This is a genomic window from Parafrankia sp. EUN1f (assembly GCF_000177675.1).
Taxonomy (GTDB): domain Bacteria; phylum Actinomycetota; class Actinomycetes; order Frankiales; family Frankiaceae; genus Parafrankia.
This window is the reverse complement of sequence record NZ_ADGX01000079.1, coordinates 1-17,281: the sequence shown is the minus strand read 5'-3', so window position 1 is coordinate 17,281 and position 17,281 is coordinate 1. Positions and strand designations below refer to the sequence as shown.

Sequence of the window (17,281 nt, the reverse complement as noted above, 5' to 3'; positions counted from 1 at the left end):
ATATGCGCCCGGGTCTGCGCCCGGGTCGCGATCGCGACGGGGCAGATCGCCTGCGCCGAACGCCACACGCGCGACGCCGCCGATCTCCGCCAGCGCACCCAGCCAGCCTCCGGGCAGACGAACTGGCAACCAGCTGGGCGTGGACCCGCCACCGACCACGGCGTGAGGCGTGCAGGCTGCCCCTCTACCCGGCGATCCGCCTCGCGCACGCTGGTCAGCCTCCGCCAGATCGTCATCATCGCGGAGAACCGCTGGCTGGTCGGCGAATATATATATGCAGTGGTGTCAACGGGCCTGGTGTACGTAGATCGATGATCTAGCGACTCGCCGGAGCGGGGGTCCGTGACGTAGGACCACCGCGCGATCTGTGGGTGTGTCGGTGATCGTAGTGCCGTGCATACTCGGCCAGGACCACGTGCAGGTGCTCTTCGCCGAAGATCAGCTCCGGTCGGCGACCTTGGTCCGGACCGTGCGGACGAACCGTTCCGCGTAGGCATTCGCCCGCGGAGTCCGGGGTGGGATCTTGACCGTGTCGATACCGGCATCGGCGAGGATCGCGTCGAACTACGAGCCCCGCGGCAGTTGGTCGAAATCCGCGCCGCTCGTAGAAACCGCCTGGCGAAGGATCAACAGTGGGACCCACTCCACGATCGCCGTGTCCAGGGTGAACTGCACGGGCCGCCGCATCCAACCCCCTACGACACGACCGATGGGCTCCGAACCAAGGTCACCCAGGCCCGAACAGGCGCGGCACCGTTCCTCCGCGACGAGGGCACCGTCCAGCACAACGTTCGTGGAGAGCGACGGCGCGGACGAGCCCAACCCCCTGCGCACGCCCGCGCCGGGGAGGCTGATGAGCTCGCCGCCCTGGCGGTACGAGCGGACGGCGATCGACGAGTTGGTGGTACCGGCGTGTTTCCATCGCGCTACCAGCAGGCCCCTGCTGTCGTCCTGTTCCACGCGGGGTTGCATCATCTGCGCGGTGAGCGAGAGTGCGGAGATGGGCGGAGGCGCGGCCGCGGCTGGTGGCATCCCGCGTCGATCATCTGCCTCGATGGGGTCGGTATCCGCGCCGGTCAGCACGGCAGCCTCGCTGGCATCGACACCACCGAACCTGCATGCCTTCGCCGGGGCCGACAGGCCGCCGGTCGAGGAACTGGATCTTTCCTCGGTGGTGGTCGGAGCGCAGCGTGGTGACGAGGCTGCCTTCAGGCTGATCTACCGGACGGTCCAGCCTGGTCTGCTGCGGTACCTGCGGGTACTCGTCGGTGACGACGCCGAGGACGTGGCGTCCGAGGCGTGGCTGCAGATCGCCCGGGACCTGGCGTCGTTCCGCGGGGACCTCGACGGGTTCCGCGGCTGGGCAGCCACGATCGCGCGTCATCGCGCGCTCGACCACCTGCGTCGGCGCACTCGCCGTCAGCGAAACGACATACCGGTCGAGATGGTGACGACGGAGTTGGCAGCGCCCGACGACACCGCCGGAGGGGCGTTGGAAGCGATGTCCACCGAGGCCGCCCTACGCCTGATCGCGGGCCTGCCGATGGACCAGGCGGAGGCGGTGCTCCTGCGGGTAGTCATGGGGCTGGACGCGAAGACCGCGGGACGGGTCCTGGGTAAGCGTGCCGGCGCGGTCCGCATCGCGGCGCACCGGGGGTTGCGCCGGCTCGCCGAACAGCTCGCCGAGCAGGGGATCACCGATGCCGGTCGACCGGAGGCAGGTGAACATGGTCGGGGTGACAGCCCGCGACGATAACCACCGGATGCGGTCAGGTGTAACACCGGCGAGAGCTTCGACGCTGAAGGACGTGAGATGAGCACACACCGACCCCGTCGGATCGGCCGGGGCGAGGCAGAGCGGATGCTTCGCGGCGGCCCGGTCAACGACGGAGCCGGTATGGATCCCCTTGCCGACCTGCTCGCCGCCGTGGCCGTTCCGGCCCGCGATGGCGAGCTCGACGGTGAGGAAGCGGCCGTGGCTGCTTTTCGGGAGGCGCGTCTCGCCCACGTCACCCAGCCTCGGAGAAGATCAATGATCAAGCTGTTGCTCGCAAGGCTCCTGACCGTGAAGGTCGCCGCCATGGCGGCTGGGGCCACGGCTGTCGGTGGCGTCGCCGTCGCTGCCAGCGCAGGAGTACTCCCCATCGCCGGTGGCAGTGGCAGCGCCACCGTGTCCCCAACGGCCACGCCCTCCGCCGAGGTGAGCGTCCCGGCCATCCATCACGCGCCGGGCGTCTCGGCGTCGCTGCTCGGCCTGTGCCACACCTACACGGCCGCCGCGGCGACCAACGCCAGCACGGCGCTCGATTCCCCGGGCATGAGCGCGCTGGTCACCGCCGCCGGCGGCGGTGGCAAGGTCCGCGCCTTCTGCACGAAGGCACTGCAGGCGGAGGTTGACGCTGCCGCGACACCAGGCGCCGCTGCGAACGCGAGTGCGGGGCCGGGCGGGACGGGTGTCGACGCGCAGGTTCCGAGTGCGGGAGTAGGAGCGACCGCGGGACCGGATGGTGCGGGTCTTGGCATCAACGTGGGGCCGAGCGCCGGTGCGAACGCGAGTGCGGGGCCGGGCGGGACGGGTGTCGACGCGCAGGTTCCGAGTGCGGGAGTAGGAGCGACCGCGGGACCGGATGGTGCGGGTCTTGGCATCAACGTGGGGCCGAGCACGGCGGTGGATGTGAACGCTGGCCAGAGCGGCGCCGGCCTCGGTGTCAGCGCGGCGCCCTCGGTTCATCGCTGACCGGGAGGCGCCGCAGGAGGTCTGGTAGATCACCACAGCCGTACTGACGTAATCTACCAAGCGTCGCTCGGCCCACTGAGAGTTCCTCGCATTTCTGTCGATCATCACCCGTGACCTCGGCTCCACCCACGGTGCGGGCAGCACGGGCCCCCTTCGCCCCGTGCTGCGTGGCCTTGGGATCCACGCCGAGGAGCTCGACCAGCCGCCGGTTGTCGCCGCTGCTTACAGGGCCACCGGTTGTCGGGTGTAACACCGGCGAACGTTTCGACGCTGCAAGGATGGGGCTGGCTACCTGCGGTCCCGATCACTGCCCGACGGCTCCCCCACTCCAGCAGCGAGGCACGCCAGACCCGCGCAGGGAAGGAATCGCCATGGCAGACGTGTCGATCTGGTTCGCAACGCAGGACGCCGAGATCGTCGTGAACCTATCTGCTGGCCAGGCGCTCCTGCTGGCCGAGGCCATCACCCGCAACGTCGCGGATGCAGTGTCCAGACCAGGGCAAACCGGGGCCGACTCGCCCTGCCCTACCCGTCAAGATGACCTGGGCCAGGCAAGGCCAGTCATCTTGTAACCGGGCCAGGTTGGCAGATCACCGGTCCGCGTCGCCGCGGTGTTCAAGGTAGGGCGTTACCTGGGCCGGTGGACCAGGTGCTGCCCGCTTCACGTAGGTTATACGCGCAGGATCGTGCGGCGGATCTCCTCGATGGTCTGGTGTGATCTCGGCGCTGGCCGCCAGCCAGGCCCTGCCCCGCTCCGCCTGCTGGCACGGCCGGCGTGCTTCTCGCTCGGCCCGACGCAGGTCGGTGATGTCGGTGAAGACCGGCGCGAGCATCTCCTCCTCACCACGCGTGCATCTGCAGTCCCTGACCCGCGTAGCCGGCGACCTCATCAGCGCACGCCTTACCACGGCCATCAGCGCCCTCGACCAATCGCCGTTCCCGACGACGACGGCACCTTGGTCGTGACCGCCGCCGCTGTGGCCCCCGACCTGCCCCTCGCCGCGGCGCTGGCCGTACCGCTACGCCTCGTCCGGTACCAACCGGCGCACGACCAGCGTGCTCACCGCCCCGGATCCGAGCGACGCACTCGGTCTCGTCGCGCGGATCGGCCGGCGGACCGCCGCCGCGGACGTAGGCATGGTCGACGCCCGCCGCGTCTTCCTGCGCCCGACATCGAGCTGGTCGAGGCCTTCGCCGCCGACGCCGGGCGCCGGGCTGTGCGCCAGCGTCGGCCTGGCGGGTGTGTCGTCCGGGTCGGGCCTGTCCTCGCTGGAGACGTAGCAGGCTCCGGATCGTTGCTCGTCTTATATATGAGTGAGGTGATCCCGTGGATGCGGTCGCGCTCCGCACCTGGCGCGCCTGCGACCAGCCCACCCACACCGCCCTGCTCGGCGCCCAGCTCGCCGGCGCCGTCCTCGCCCTGCCGGAGCTGTAACACCGGGGCCCTGGGCATCGCCGCCAAACCAGGACCCCGGCGAGGGCGGGGATGCGCAGCCCGCCCCGCGCACACCCCACCACACCCCGAACGGTTCACCACGCACCCCATCGCCGTGTGTCACCCACCGAAAGGCCCACGGCCTTGATCCGTCCCGACCCGACCGGCCGGTACGGCTCTGTTGCCTCGGCGGAGTCCGCAGTCCCGCGACCGCCGATCGGTCATGATCGATTGAGGGACTGTCTCGCCAATGGTGTTTCCGGCGGATTTGATCAGTAGGACTCGGCGGACGGCCAGCGATCACGGAACGTGATCGAGAAGGCGTCGATCACGGGCTTCCAGCGGACCATCCACCGGGCGCGACCGGCCCCGGTGGGGTCCAGGCTGCGGGTCACAAGGTACAGGCACTTCAACGCGGCCTGGTCGCTGGGGAAATGACCGCGGGCCCGTACAGCGCGGCGGTAGCGGGCGTTCAGCGACTCGATCGCGTTCGTGGAACGCAGCACTCGCCGTATCTCCACGTCGTAGTCGAGGAACGGGATGAACTCCTCCCAGGCGTTGCGCCACAGCCGGATAACGGCCCGGTACTTCTTGCCCCAGATTTCCTCGAAATCGTCTATCGCGGCTTCGGCCGCGGCCGGGTTCGGCGCCGTGTAGATCTTCTTCAGGTCACGTTTCACCGCGTCGTGATCGGTGCGGGACGTCAACCGGAACGTGTTGCGGATGAGGTGAATGATGCATGTCTGCACGGTGGTCGCCGGCCACACGTTCTCGACGACCTCAGGTAGCCCTTTCAATCCGTCGCAGACGAGGAAGAACACGTCGGCGACCCCACGGTTACGCAGGTCGGTCAGCACCGACATCCAAAATTTCGCGCCTTCGCCACCGGTGCCCGCCCACAGGCCCAGGACGCCCTTGGAGCCGTCCACCGTGACCCCGATGGCCGTGTAGACAGGCCGGTTGGCGACCTGCCCGTCCCGGATCTTCACGAGGACAGCGTCGATGAAAATCGCTACGTACACGCGATCGAGCGGCCTGGACGCCCACTCGGCCATCTCCGCGAGGACCCGGTCCGTGATCCGGGAAACGGTCTCCTTCGACACCGAAGCCCCGTAGATCTCCTCGAAATGTGCCGAGATCTCACCGGTCGTCAGGCCTTTCGCGTACAGCGACAACACGATCTCGTCCACACCGGTGAGCCGCCGCTGCCTTTTCTTCACGATCTGCGGCTCGAACGTCGACTCCCGGTCCCGCGGAACCGAGATCTCAACCTCGCCGGCCGCCTCGGAAACAACCGTCTTCGTTCGGCTGCCGTTGCGGATGTTCATCGATTCGCGGTCTGCGGGGGCGCGGTTCTTCTCGTGCCCGAGGTGCTCGGTCATCTCCTCGGTAAGCGCGGCTTCCAACACGGACTTCGTGAACAGCTTCAACAAGCCGTCCGGACCCGTCAGCGCCAGGCCACGGGCCTTCGCGTCCGCGACCATCGCCGCCGCGGCGGCCTGCTCCGGCGACAGCTGCCGCCCCGACTCACGATCTTGCTTGCGAGGGGTCATATCACCCGATGTCATCACTCACAGTGCCCATCACGCCGGACCTGCGCCCGGCGTGTCGGGCCGGAAACACCGATCTTGAAACAGCCCCCGACCGCCTCTGGACCCTGCCCACCCAACGCATCGGAGACGGCCAAGCAGTCATGATCGAACCCGCCAGCAACGAACAAGGCTGGGCCGCCCGCACCGCAGGCCGCGACCGCTACCACCCCATCGACTACGACGGACTGATGCTATTTGCCAGCCCTCGCGGCTAAAATCCCAGCTCAGCAAGTGTCGTCCCCGCGCACGCGGGGGTCTTCCGCCCGCCGCGGCGCGAGCCGGGCCCGGGTGAGGGTCGTCCCCGCGCACGCGGGGGTCTTCCCCTGCCGCCCGGCATACCCCGCCAGCACATGGTGTCGTCCCCGCGCACGCGGGGGTCTTCCCGTTCCCGGGCGGGCGCCCGACACGCCCGCGAGGTCGTCCCCGCGCACGCGGGGGTCTTCCCCGTGGTGTGGGAACATGCCGTCTGCGGATGAGGTCGTCCCCGCGCACGCGGGGGTCTTCCCGCCACGGCCCGCGCCGCCTCCTCGGCCGTGCCGTGGTCCCCGCGCACGCGGGGGTCTTCCGTCATCGCCGAATCCGGCGCCCTCGTCTTCGTTGTCGTCCCCGCGCACGCGGGGGTCTTCCGACCCGGGTGTGGCCGGTCGTGTCCTCGGGCCGGTCGTCCCCGCGCACGCGGGGGTCTTCCCTTCGTCCAGTTCACCCCTGGCGGCGTGCGCTGGTCGTCCCCGCGCACGCGGGGGTCTTCCGCGAGTTGGATCATTGGCTCGCTCCCACGCCGGGTCGTCCCGCGCACGCGGGGGTCTTCCGGCAGGCCCCGCTCGCCGAGGTAGTCCGAACGCGTCGTCCCCGCGCACGCGGGGGTCTTCCCTCCCGCACGGTCGCGGTCTTCCGTGCCTGCACGTCGTCCCCGCGCACGCGGGCGTCTTCCCCGCGTTGGACCCGTTCGGGAACGAGCTGCGGAGTCGTCCCCGCGCACGCGGGGCTGTTGACGCCGAGCGAAATCTTGAGGTGTATCCCGTTCCTCGGACACCTTTCGAGATGGGGCTGCCCCTCCTGGCTCTCCTGGAGGGACCCGAGTCGTACACCCCGCTACGAGGCATCCAGACACCGTCCTGATAACTCCCCTCACAAGATTTTTAGAGAAACTGCCCCCGACGCGGGCCTGTAAAAGCTACGGCTCTGGCTCATATTCGGTTGTGACGCAACGTGAGTAGACGCCTGACGTCCACCTCGCCTGACGTCGGATGATTTGGGCATCCGCCCCGTGGGTCGCCGGACTTCGGGCCGATGCCAAGCTGCCCGGTTTGACCGATTGGCCGGCCGGCGGCACCCACCTGCGACGTTGACGCACGGTCACCATCGGATGTGCACCGGAGCCGATCTTGACACGGTCCCATAGGCCATTGGCCGTTCACCAGGTGCAGCGGGCACGCGAAGCTGCTATGTCATGTCAGGCCGCCTTGGGTTCCCGGTTGGCGGGCGCGGCTGATCGTTCCTGGCGTTCGAGGAGCTTGAACACCTGGCGGGCGACGGCGCGCTTGAGGCAGCGCTGCGCGTCGCGGGAGGACTTCACCCTCGGCGGACCGTTTCGCGATATAGGCACGAGTCGCCGGGTCGGCTCTGGCCTGGACGGGAACGACCGTGTGCAGGGCCCGGCTGAGCTGGCGGTCCCCCGCTCGGTTGAGTCGGTGGCGGGTGGTCAAGCGGGAGGAAGCGGGGATCGGTGCGGCGCCGGCGAAGGCGGCGAACGCCGCGTCGGAACGGAACCGCCCGCGGTGCGACCAGCCGACCAGGACCTGCGCGGTGCTGATCGGCCCGACGCCAACGAGCGCCAACAGCTCGGGCGCCATCGCCTGGACCAGCAGGTCGATCTCCTTTTCGAGTTCCCTGGCTTCCGTCGTCAACGTCTGTATCCGCTCGGCGGCGCACCGCAGCGCCCGCACGGTCGCGCGTAGTTCGATGTCGTCGCCGCGGCGCGTGGTCCGCGCCAGGCAGGAAGCGATCTGCTGCTTGCTCGTCCGACCACGCAACTCGGCGCGGAGAGCCTCGGGAGCGGACACGATGAGCGCTTTGAGCTGGTTGACCGCCGCAGTCCAGGCGAGAACAGCGCCGCCACGGGTGGCGAGCAGAACCCGGAGGGCCTCACGTTCACTGCGGCGGCGTGGGTGGATCAGATGCTCGGAGACAAGGGCCTCACGTGCCGCGCGGACGGCGTCGAGGGCATCGGTCTTGCGGCCTGAATCACCGTGCGGCCAGGCCTCATTCGGGTCGGAGAAGTCGGGCGATCTTCACCTCGAACTCCTCGCGGCTGAGTACTCCCGCCTCTCGCAGTGCAGCGATCCTGCGCAGCCGGTCGTCGCGGACCGGATCAGCCGGGAGTTCGGGGGGCGGAGCGGGCGGCGGCGGGCCGAGACGGCCTTGGATAAGGTCCACGATCCTTCTGCCGTCGCGCTTGTTCACCTTCGCGATCTCCATCCGGTCGCCCGCGGCGTGAACGATGATTCTCCCCAGCATCATGCCGCCGGCCCATTCCACCGAGGAGACGTTCGTCAGCAGGAGGTCTTCGCTGGACCGGTACCTGTGGCCTGCCAGCACGAACAACAGCCGGCGATCGGTAAGCACGAGGATTCCGCCGCCCCTGCCGCGCGATCCTCTTGCCATGTCCGTGACGAGTTCGCCGGCCCACAGGTACTCCGCAAGACACCGGATCTGCCGGCCGCCGCCGATCCCGTGTCGCATTTTCTGGCTGGCCTGTCTGATGTCCTCTCGCATCTCGACACGCCCAGGTCATGAACGATGAGCAAGGTCCACTCGCCCTGGCTGCCCGGCTGGCCGCGGCCCACGGCCCATCCTTGCGTCGAGGACGAAGTGGCGGTGCTGAAGACCCGGCTCGTTGCGCCCGAAGACCAGTTCGGATCGCGCGCCCGAGGAAAGGTTCTTCTGGATCTCGACAGCGAGCTGATAGTCCTCGTCTCGGACTGTCGAGTGCGCGAAGTCGAACAGTCTCTCCGCACCCGCCCGGGTGGTCTCGTCCTCGAGGTTCAGCCCGGAGGCGTTCTGGTGGCAGGTCACCGAGTGCCCGGGTCCGCTGCCGGGGTAGATCCGGAAGACCTCGCTGTTGGCGGCACTCACCGAAACGACGATGTTGGGAAACAGCGCATAAGCGATCGACAGGTTGTCCAGCGGCTTCCACTCTTCGGCGGGAATGTCCGTGAGGCGCGTGATGTGCCGCAACGGAACGACCAGCCGATGGTGCGGGCCGAACGAGTCGAAAAGCGCGCAGTTTCCCAGGGCGAGCTGGGCGAACGTGCCGCGGTGCAGGGTGGAGAAGTGATAGCTCTCGGCGAAGGTGTCCAGAGCGAGCTTCCAGTTGATCGGGAAGTCGAGCACCCGCTCACCCACCAGCGACCAGTCGCCGATCCCCCACGAGGCAAGCTCCGGACCGAGCGGCCCCAGATGGGCCTCGATGTCCAGGGGCCCGTTCTCCGGCTGGAGGCCGACCCACAGAAACCCGGCATGCTCCGCGGCCGGCAGTTCCGTGAGGCCGGTTCCGCCAGCCGTCAGCGACGGGAAACCCTCACGGCCGGGCCCTCCGACGAAGCGGCCCTGTGCGTCGTACGTCCAGGCGTGGTACGGGCACACAAACCGTTCGGCTGTGCCGCAGCGCACCGCGACCGGTGCCTGGCGATGAGCGCAGATGTTGTGGAAGGCCCTGACGGTGCCGTCCTGACTCCGGGTCAGGAGCACGGGAACGTCCATCACCGTCTTCGTGCAGAAACTTCCGGCGGTCGGCAGCTCCGAGCGGTAGCCGACCAGCTGTGGCGAGCCGAGGACGAGTTCCCGTTCGCGTTCGAAACGTTCCTGGCTGGTGTAGGCGTCGGCCGGCTGACGGCGTTCAGCCGGCTCCATGTCGGTTGTCCGGTCCGTGGCGACTGTGAGCGCGCGCCGGGTGAGGTCCATGAGCTCGCTGCGGTCCATCGGGGCTCCGTAAGTTGTTGGGCGGCCCGGGAGGACCGGATGTGGCTGATCGGTGCTTGCCCTTGGTGGCTTCCAAGGAGTGGCCGTCCGGTTCTCCGGGGCACCCTGGCCGCTGATTGAGATGCGCGTTCCGGTCGCTGTTTGCGGAGATGACGGCGGGGTGTTCCTCGGGCCGCAGGCATGCTGGTGGCAGCGAGGAGTGATGCGTGGGCGAGACACGTGCCCGGGTCTGGGTCGGTATCGATGTCGGCAAGGCCCATCACTGGGCGAGCGCGGTCGACGACACCGGCGCCCAGGTGTGGTCGAAGAAGATCGCCAACGACGAGACGGTGATCCTGACCGCGATCGGTGAGGCTCTCGGGCTCGCGGAACGGGTGTCGTGGGCGGTCGACATCTCCGGGACGACGTCCGCGCTGCTGCTGGCGCTGCTGGCCGCGCACGGCCAGCAGGCCGTCTATGTCCCGGGCCGGATGGTCAACCGGATGGCCGGGGCCTACCGCGGCGAGGGCAAGACCGATGCGCGGGACGCGTTCGTCATCGCCGAGACCGCCCGCCAGCGCCGTGACCTGGCCGCCGTCGACGTGCCCGCGCAGCTGGCCGCAGATCTGGCGTTGCTGACCGCGCACCGCACCGATCTGGTCGCCGACCGGGTCCGCCTGGTCAACCGGCTCCGCGACGTGCTCACCGGGATCTTCCCTGCGTTGGAACGGGCCTTCGACTACTCGGCCCACAAGGGCGCGCTGATCCTGCTGACCGGCTACCAGACCCCCTACGCGCTGCGCGGCCGCGGCCGGGCCCGGCTGACCGCCTGGCTTACCCGCCGCGGACACGGTGGCCGCCACCGCCCTTCAAGCCGCCCAGGCCCAGCAGACCGCACTGCCCGGCGAGAAGATCGCCGCCCAGATCGTCGCCGACCTCGCCGCTCAGGTCCTCGCGCTCGACGACCGGATCAGACGCACCGACAGACAGATCGCCGAGACGTTCCGGACCCACCCCCAGGCCCAGATCATCGAGTCGCTGCCCGGGATCGGCCCGAGCCTCGGTGCCGAGTTCGTCGTCGCCGTCGGCGACCTGGCCGCCTACCGGGACGCGGGCCACCTGGCCTCCGCAGCCGGCCTGGTCCCCGTCCCCCGCGACTCCGGGCGGCGCACCGGCAACCTGCACCGGCCCCAGCGCTACAGCCGCCGGCTGCGCCGCGTGTTCTACCTGTCCGCGCAGACCAGCATCATCCGCGACGGACCGAACCGGGACTTCTACCGCAAGAAACGCGGCGAGGGCCTCAAACACGTCCAGGCCGTCATCGCCCTGGCCCGCCGACGCGTCGACGTCCTGTGGGCACTCCTGCGCGACAAAAGAATCTTCACCGCCGCCCCGCCCGTCGCGCAGGGCACTTGACTCAGTCATTGAGACTCCCCGGTACGGCGGCCGGGTCATGGCCGGCCCGCCAAGTGATCGGTAGATTCTCCGGCCGATCGTGTCGGGCGGGAGAGAAATCAGGACTTGTGGATCTCCTCGAGAACGTCGGTGGTACGGCATGCCGCGTTCTCTGTCTTCAGCCGGGTGGCCAGCCGCGCTGCACGTTCCCGTGGTTCGTGGGCCAGCAGGGGGACCGCGGCAGCGACGAGGGCCCGCTCGCTCATCTCGGAAAAGCGAAGGGATGCGCCGATACCGAGGCGTTCGAGCCGGGCGCCCCAGAAGGGCTGGTCACCGATGACCGAGCACACGACGGTCGGCAGTCCGGCTGCGACGGAGGCCGCTGTGGTGCCGGCGCCGCCGTGGTGCACGGCGATGCGGCAACGCGGGAGCACCGTGTCGTGGTCGAGGTCTCCGACGACGCACACCCGCCGGTCGGCGCTGACGCCGGTCGTGGCCCACGCCCCGCTCACCAGCGCGCGCAGCCCCAGTCTGTCGGCGACCGTGCTGAGCAACTCGAGGATCCGGGGCGGATCCAGGACCGGCATGCTCCCGAATCCGAAGTATGCGGGTGGCTCGCCCTCGTCCAGCCACTGGTCGACGGCGGGGTCGAGCTGGTGCTCCCCGAGCAGCCGGCGCTGCTCGGGCGACAGAGTGAGGAAACCGACCAGCGGGCGACGCTGACCCCAGTCAGCGAGTTCTGGCACCAGGAACCGGCTGTAGGCCTGGATTTCCGTCGAGCCGGCCCGCGCCAGCCGGCGTGGGGTGGGTTCCCGGGCCGGCCGCAGGCCCAGCCTCGCACGCAGCCGGTTGACGTCGGCGGCGAGGGCCCGCCACCCGGCGAACTCGACAGCCGGATACATCAGGCGGTTGACGACCCGCGGCAGCCGGCGGGTGCTGGCGATGAAGAAGGGGAAATCTCCGTTGGCCCGCATCGGCGCGTGGTGCAGACATGCCATCGGCACCCCCCGCCACTCCGCGATACAGGCCGCCTCGTCCTCGATGGTCACACCGGACACGATGAGATCGGTGCCGGTGGAGATGTCCGCCATGGCGTCGGCGATACGTTCCGCCCACTGGCGTTTGTACCGACCGAACCCGTTCATGATTTTCCTCAGGTCACCTGATGCCAGCCAGGCCCGTACCTCCTCGGAGCCCATGAACTCGTGCGCGTCGACACCGATCGACGCCGTGTCGAGTCCCATTCTGATACCGAAACCAGCAAGGTCCCCGGGCACGCCCAACACCACCTCGTGACCGCGCCGGACCAGTTCAGCGCCGATTATCGCCGCGGGTTGGGCATCCCCCCGGGTACCCATCGCGAAGATTGCAACACGCACGGGGCAGCCTTTCCTCAGAAAATCCGACAAGCACGGTGGAGACAAGGCCGGTACATTGTCCTGCGCCGCCGTTTTCGTGCTCTGCGGACATGGTGGCTGCGGTCGTGCTGTCCGGCGATCTCACCGGACGCATTCGCGGCGGGGAACCGTCCGGAATCGCCGGTGCGGGGCCCCTCGACCGTGTGCAGGAGTGTCCGGAGAGGCCGGACGCCGGGCGCGCCGTCACACGGAGAGCGTGCCCTCGCACGGCGAACCGTCTCAGGGCGGACCGTGTCGGGTCAGGCGGAGGGGAACAAACGGATCACTCGGACCGGAGAAACACCCTGTCGGCACCATCCCGCTGGGCGAGGCCTCCGGCCGCAGCGAAGATCCTGCCAGACAGCTGGGTCCGCGCCGTCACACCCAGCTTCCCGAACACGGCACGTAGATGGTGTTCGACGGTCTTCTCGCTGAGGACGAGCTCCCGGGCTACCTGACGGTTGGTGAGACCCGCGGCGACCAGCTTGGCGACGGCAAGCTCCGGGGTGGTCAGGCGGGATGCGTCCGGTTCCCGGCGGCAGCCGTCCCGAGGTGCCCATCCGCCGGCAACGAGTTCGCTCTCGCAGCGGTCCAGGTAGGGGCGGGCGTCCAGCAGGCTGAAGGTCTCGTGGGCGGCTCTGAGCTGCCTGATGGCGTCGGCGGGCCGGCCGGCCCTGCGCAGGAAGGCACCGTAGAGGTGATGGAGCAGCGCCTCCTCGAACGGCAGGTCGACGTGTTCCCCTTCGGCGAGGCCCGCACGAAAGGCCCTGTCGGCTGCGCTCACGTTGTCCCGGCGTGCTTCCAGGTTGCCGCGGCTGCGGGCGGCGGCGGCCATCGCAGCGCGGCGCCCACGCTGTCTGGCTGCCACCTCGAACCGGATCAGCACCTCCTCGGCCCGTCCGAGGTCACCGACCTCCACCAGAGCGTCGACAAGGGTGTCCTGCCACCCGGAGACTCCAGGCTCGGCATCAAGGTCCAGCAACCCGGACCGGACCGGCGGTTCGAGGGCCGCGACGATCTCGGCGGGTAGGCCACGGGCCCGTGCCAGGTGGGCCGTGGCGATCGCCGCGCTCGCGACGAGATACGGAAACCCGCTTTCGGCGAAGGCCTGCGTCGTCCGGACGTGCTCCTCGGCCTCCACCCAATGGCCACGAGCCGCGGGTACCAGGACGCCGACCTGATGGCAGTACGGGACGAGAGCGCCGTCGTCGGAGTCGGCCATCAGCGACAACGCGTGATCGCAGTGGATCGCGGCATCGTCCCAGAGCCCCGCCCGGTACTCGGCCTGGGCGAGCGCGGTGGTGACCGACACCCGGAACAGGAGCGAGCGGTCCCGGCCGGCGGCCAGGACCCCGCCGAGGTCCCGGCGCGCGCCGGCGAAATCATCGACCAGAGCGTGCAGGGAACCCCTGCCCGCGAGCATGTCCAGGTCAGCCATGGAGGCCACGGCGGGGTCCGGCAGGTCGGCGACCGACTCGAGGACGGCGTCGAGATGCCCGCTCATCGCCAGCCCGCCCATCCGAATCTGCCCGATGAGGTCGAACGCCGCGTGGCCGGGGCTCAACGCCAACGCCCGCCCGGCCCACTCGGCGGACTCCGCGCCGAGGAGCTTCGTCTGGTAAAGAGCAGCGAGCCAGCCGGCGACCCGAGCACCGAGCAGCGGGTCGGCGTCGGCACCACCGTCCGGGTCGCAGCGCTTCCAGGCGCTCCGTAGCCGTGTCTCGGCCTCGTCCGCGTCACCGCGCTGGAAGGCGAAACGGCCCAGCAGGTAGTCACGCCAGGCGGTCGGGCGGAAACCGCGAACCTCACCGGCCTTCCCGAGAGGATCAGGCACATCACCCGCCAGCAGCTGGCAGTCCGCCGCCTCCAACGTCAGCTGCTCGTAGTCGGTGCGCGACGGGGCGAGCCGGGCGGCGGTGGACAGGTGGTTCGCGGCGGCGGCCCACGCCCCCGCGGTCGCCTGCTCCCGGCCCTGCCTGGCCAGCTCAATTGCCAGCCCGCCGTCCGGCCCGGTGGCGGCACGGGCCAGATGGTGCAGTCGCAGGGCCTCCTCCTCGGCGAGAGCCGCCGCACGGGTGTGCAGCTCGGCGCGCCGCGCCGGGCCGGCCCGCTCGTAGATCGCGGCGTGCACCAGCGGATGCGGGAACCGAAGACCCCACGCGACCGGCTGCTCCACCAGCAGGCCCGCCGCGATCGCCTGCTCCAGGGCAGACAGCGGCTCGTCCACCCCGCCGACCGCTGCAGCCTGGACCAGGGTGGGATGCGCACCGAGGACGCTGGCCGCGGTCGCCAGCTCCCGGCCCTGGACCGGTGCTGCCGCAAGCCTCGCCACAACGAGCATCGCAAACGAGCGCGGCACCGGCAGCGGCACGTCGAGATTGTCGAAGACCTCCGTCGGGACCTCCTCGAGCAGCGCACGGGCGTGCAGTGGATTGCCGCCGGTGTGGGCTCGCAGGCGGGCGCACGCTCGCCAGGACAGCGGCCCGGTGGCGTGCGCGGAGCTCAGGGCCCGCAGCTCGGTGTCGTCCAACCCCTCGAGCAGGAGACGGACGGTCCGCTCGTCCATCAGCAGCCGGCGCAGCCCGTCCGGAAGCTGCGCGTCCACCAGATCCCGGACCATCACCAGGGCGAGCACCCGGTCGGCCCGCAACCGCCGCAGCGCGAACGTCAGCGCCTGCAGGGACGGCCGATCCGCCCAGTGCGCGTCATCGACGACCAGCACGACCGGGCCGGACCGCTGCAGCTCGCCGAGCAGTTCGACCAGAGCCGCGCCGGCGACCAGCGGATCGGGTGACGGGCCGCGGACGGATCCCGCGGTGCCGGTCAGCTCACCCGGACCGCTCGGGGAGGGCTGGTCCGCTCCGAGCACCCGGGCCGCCTCGGCGGTCAGCTGGTCGAGCACCCCGAAGCTGAGACCCGTCTCGTCCTCCTCACCGCTCGCCCACAGCACGCAGCCGGCATCCGCCTCGCCGAGCAGATGACGGGCCAAGGCCGTCTTGCCGATTCCCGCTGGGCCCTCCAACAGCGCGACCCGCGGCCGCCCGCCGAGGACATCGGCGACCGCCCGACGCAGCTGACGCAACGCCTCCGGCCGCCCCACGAACGACCCCCGCCCGCCGTCCACCAGCAGGGCGTCACGTAGGGCGCCGGCCGCCGGGCCGGATCGCGGCCCCGGTCTCAGGCCGGACACCGGGGCCGGTCCCGGGTCGGCGTCCTGCGCTTCGATCCGGCGCAACCGCCGCGCCGCCTCCGTCGCCGAGCGGTTGACGCTGCGCAGGCCGGCCATCCTGACCAGCAGGTCGCGGTAGGCGTCGTCCCAGCCCTGCCGGTCCCGCAGAACGTCAGGTAGCGGCCGGCCGGACTCCTGCGCGACCCGGATACAGGTATCGACGAACACCTCGAGGTGATCCTGCGCGGGACGCACCGGCCGGCTTCTGCTGATCATTCCGTCGACGGTGCTGCGTTTCAGGCGCAACGGCGGTTCCCCGGGCCGCCGTCGGGGGGTCTTCGCACTGGCGGCCACCAGATCCCGAATCGACAGACCAGCAGCATCCCGGAGCGCCCGCAACCGCTCCGCGAACTCCGGCCGGGGATCCGGCGCATTACCCACCCAACCCCCCGCCCGAGGTATCCCTCGGGTGTCCGGCGACGCCGGACACCCCGGAAGTCACGATAACTCGCACCGTGACCGGACAGCCCGGAGCCGTGACGGATGGCATCTGGCGGACGGCCGTATCGGCCAGCGGGCGTGTGAAGCGCACTGCGGCCGTTCCAAGCCAACCAAGGGCAAGCCGCACTCGACGGGCTGCGAATTCAGACCGACTGGTCGTAGAAGCCGATAGTCACACCCTGCGCACCCACAATCTTCTGATCTGCCTCGCCGAGCGTGAACTGGTGATCGCCGGCCCCGATACCGGGTCCGCGTACTTGTGTGGCTGCCAGCCGGGTCGCGGCCCAGTGGACTGCGGTTGCACCCGGGCGCGGCGGGCGGCTTTCTCGACCGGTCCGCGTCGGGGGTACGCAACTACCAGGTGAACGCCGATGAGGTGTTCGGCCAGGAGGCTGCGCGGCTGGCGGAACGGCTCGCCGGGCGTCCGCGGCCGACCGGCTGCGGCTGCTGGCTCAGGTCGTCCCGGTGTCCGCGGGATCGGGTCCGCGGGCACAGAGTGCGGGGTCAGCCGCCGGAGACGGCCTCGAGACCGTCCTCGACGGCATAGCACGACGCTTCGCCCACCCAGACGGTATCCACTACGCCGAGTAGCGAGGCGGTCGAAGAGTGCGATGGGACTTGAACCGCTCAGAGGCCTCTAATGGGACGTACCGGGTCGCTGTAGGGCAGGCTCGGTGCCGGTAGCCGCTGGTAGGTGAGCACTCCGCGCCTCTGGACCGAAGTCGAGTCCTAAGGTCAGACCGTGCCCCTGCCGGTGGTCGGGAGAGCTGACTGCTGATGGGATGTCGTGGCCGTCGGGCATGGCGTGACCACTTGACCATTAGGGCGTGGTGGATCTCCCGTGGGCTGCCGGAACTGCTGCCGGTGCGAAGGAGGCCTGGGTGCTGTTCGTCGGGGACGACTGGGCGGAAGATCACCATGATGTGGAGGTGCAGGACGAGACCGGCCGGCGGCTGACGAAGGCCAGGGTGCCGGAGGGTGCGGCGGGCATCGCCCGGCTGCACGCCATGGTCGGGCGGTATCTTCCCGAGGACGCTGACCCTGGCCAGGTCGTGGTCGGGATCGAGACGGACCGTGGTCCGTGGGTGTCCGCGC

11 protein-coding genes, 3 pseudogenes and 1 CRISPR repeat array are annotated in these 17,281 nt (G+C 69.9%); of the genes and pseudogenes, 6 read left to right on the top strand and 8 right to left on the bottom strand.

The window, feature by feature from the left end; all coding sequences use genetic code 11:
• Positions 1–322: 322 nt before the first annotated feature.
• Both FREUN1FDRAFT_RS41770 and FREUN1FDRAFT_RS44120 read right to left on the bottom strand, forming a co-directional pair.
• Positions 323–564: pseudogene (locus FREUN1FDRAFT_RS41770) on the bottom strand (integrase core domain-containing protein); the annotation flags it as partial.
• Positions 565–960 carry a hypothetical protein gene (locus tag FREUN1FDRAFT_RS44120; protein WP_157475166.1) on the bottom strand — a complete coding sequence of 132 codons (396 nt, stop codon included), beginning with the start codon at positions 958–960 and terminating at the stop codon, positions 565–567.
• A gap of 94 nt (positions 961–1,054) precedes the next feature.
• On the opposite strand from FREUN1FDRAFT_RS44120, the gene FREUN1FDRAFT_RS22425 reads away from it, so the two are divergent.
• The 3 genes from FREUN1FDRAFT_RS22425 (at position 1,055) to FREUN1FDRAFT_RS22405 (ending at position 4,018) form a co-directional block, all read left to right on the top strand.
• Entirely contained in the window at positions 1,055–1,756 is a 702-nt protein-coding gene (locus FREUN1FDRAFT_RS22425; protein WP_369809811.1) for an RNA polymerase sigma factor, read from the top strand.
• Between the two features lie 57 nt (positions 1,757–1,813).
• Complete coding sequence (locus FREUN1FDRAFT_RS22420) at positions 1,814–2,737, top strand: hypothetical protein (protein WP_035953030.1); 924 nt, start codon at positions 1,814–1,816, stop codon at positions 2,735–2,737.
• Positions 2,738–3,793: 1,056 nt separating this feature from the next.
• A complete protein-coding gene (locus tag FREUN1FDRAFT_RS22405) occupies positions 3,794–4,018 on the top strand; it encodes a hypothetical protein (protein WP_035953026.1) in 225 nt (74 codons plus the stop codon).
• A gap of 426 nt (positions 4,019–4,444) precedes the next feature.
• On the opposite strand, the gene FREUN1FDRAFT_RS22400 is transcribed toward FREUN1FDRAFT_RS22405, so the two are convergent.
• Positions 4,445–5,725: an IS256 family transposase gene (locus FREUN1FDRAFT_RS22400; protein WP_006542485.1), complete on the bottom strand. Its 1,281-nt coding sequence runs from the start codon at positions 5,723–5,725 to the stop codon at positions 4,445–4,447.
• A gap of 89 nt (positions 5,726–5,814) precedes the next feature.
• Between FREUN1FDRAFT_RS22400 and FREUN1FDRAFT_RS47470 the strand changes: the two are divergent.
• A pseudogene (locus FREUN1FDRAFT_RS47470) lies at positions 5,815–5,979 on the top strand (type I-E CRISPR-associated endoribonuclease Cas2); the annotation flags it as partial.
• 18 nt (positions 5,980–5,997) lie between these two features.
• A CRISPR array of direct repeats spans positions 5,998–6,756; the repeat unit is 25 nt; unit sequence GTCCCCGCGCACGCGGGGGTCTTCC.
• 456 nt (positions 6,757–7,212) lie between these two features.
• On the opposite strand, the gene FREUN1FDRAFT_RS22395 reads toward FREUN1FDRAFT_RS47470, so the two are convergent.
• The 3 genes from FREUN1FDRAFT_RS22395 to FREUN1FDRAFT_RS22385 all read right to left on the bottom strand — a co-directional run bounded on the left by FREUN1FDRAFT_RS22395 (position 7,213) and on the right by FREUN1FDRAFT_RS22385 (position 9,745).
• On the bottom strand, positions 7,213–7,827 hold the full coding sequence (locus FREUN1FDRAFT_RS22395; protein ID WP_006542482.1) for a transposase: 615 nt from the start codon (positions 7,825–7,827) through the stop codon (positions 7,213–7,215).
• 199 nt (positions 7,828–8,026) lie between these two features.
• Positions 8,027–8,428 (bottom strand): PH domain-containing protein, encoded by a 402-nt coding sequence (locus tag FREUN1FDRAFT_RS22390; protein WP_232295341.1) that lies wholly within the window; start codon positions 8,426–8,428, stop codon positions 8,027–8,029.
• A gap of 126 nt (positions 8,429–8,554) precedes the next feature.
• The gene (locus tag FREUN1FDRAFT_RS22385) at positions 8,555–9,745 is read right to left on the bottom strand and encodes an SRPBCC family protein (protein ID WP_006542480.1); all 1,191 of its coding nucleotides are present in this window, start codon (positions 9,743–9,745) and stop codon (positions 8,555–8,557) included.
• Between the two features lie 206 nt (positions 9,746–9,951).
• Here FREUN1FDRAFT_RS22385 and FREUN1FDRAFT_RS22380 point away from each other — a divergent pair.
• Positions 9,952–11,140 (top strand): annotated as a pseudogene (locus FREUN1FDRAFT_RS22380) (IS110 family transposase).
• A 98-nt stretch (positions 11,141–11,238) separates the two neighbouring features.
• Here the strand turns inward: FREUN1FDRAFT_RS22380 and FREUN1FDRAFT_RS22375 are convergent.
• Positions 11,239–12,498 carry a glycosyltransferase gene (locus tag FREUN1FDRAFT_RS22375; protein ID WP_006542478.1) on the bottom strand — a complete coding sequence of 420 codons (1,260 nt, stop codon included), beginning with the start codon at positions 12,496–12,498 and terminating at the stop codon, positions 11,239–11,241.
• Between the two features lie 301 nt (positions 12,499–12,799).
• Positions 12,800–15,991, bottom strand: coding sequence for an AAA family ATPase (locus tag FREUN1FDRAFT_RS22370; protein ID WP_232295340.1), 3,192 nt, complete (start codon positions 15,989–15,991; stop codon positions 12,800–12,802).
• A gap of 1,076 nt (positions 15,992–17,067) precedes the next feature.
• Between FREUN1FDRAFT_RS22370 and FREUN1FDRAFT_RS22365 the strand changes: the two genes are divergently transcribed.
• A partial coding sequence (locus tag FREUN1FDRAFT_RS22365; RefSeq protein ID WP_006542476.1) for a transposase occupies positions 17,068–17,281 on the top strand: 214 nt, incomplete at its 3' end.

Bases quoted from the DNA above. Each gene is read 5' to 3' on its own strand.
- FREUN1FDRAFT_RS22390 (WP_232295341.1), bottom strand. From the start codon at position 8,428: ATGGCAAGAGGATCGCGCGGCAGGGGCGGCGGAATCCTCGTGCTTACC.
- FREUN1FDRAFT_RS22400 (WP_006542485.1), bottom strand. From the start codon at position 5,725: ATGACCCCTCGCAAGCAAGATCGTGAGTCGGGGCGGCAGCTGTCGCCG.
- FREUN1FDRAFT_RS22420 (WP_035953030.1), top strand. From the start codon at position 1,814: ATGAGCACACACCGACCCCGTCGGATCGGCCGGGGCGAGGCAGAGCGG.
- FREUN1FDRAFT_RS22385 (WP_006542480.1), bottom strand. From the start codon at position 9,745: ATGGACCGCAGCGAGCTCATGGACCTCACCCGGCGCGCGCTCACAGTC.
- FREUN1FDRAFT_RS22425 (WP_369809811.1), top strand. From the start codon at position 1,055: ATGGGGTCGGTATCCGCGCCGGTCAGCACGGCAGCCTCGCTGGCATCG.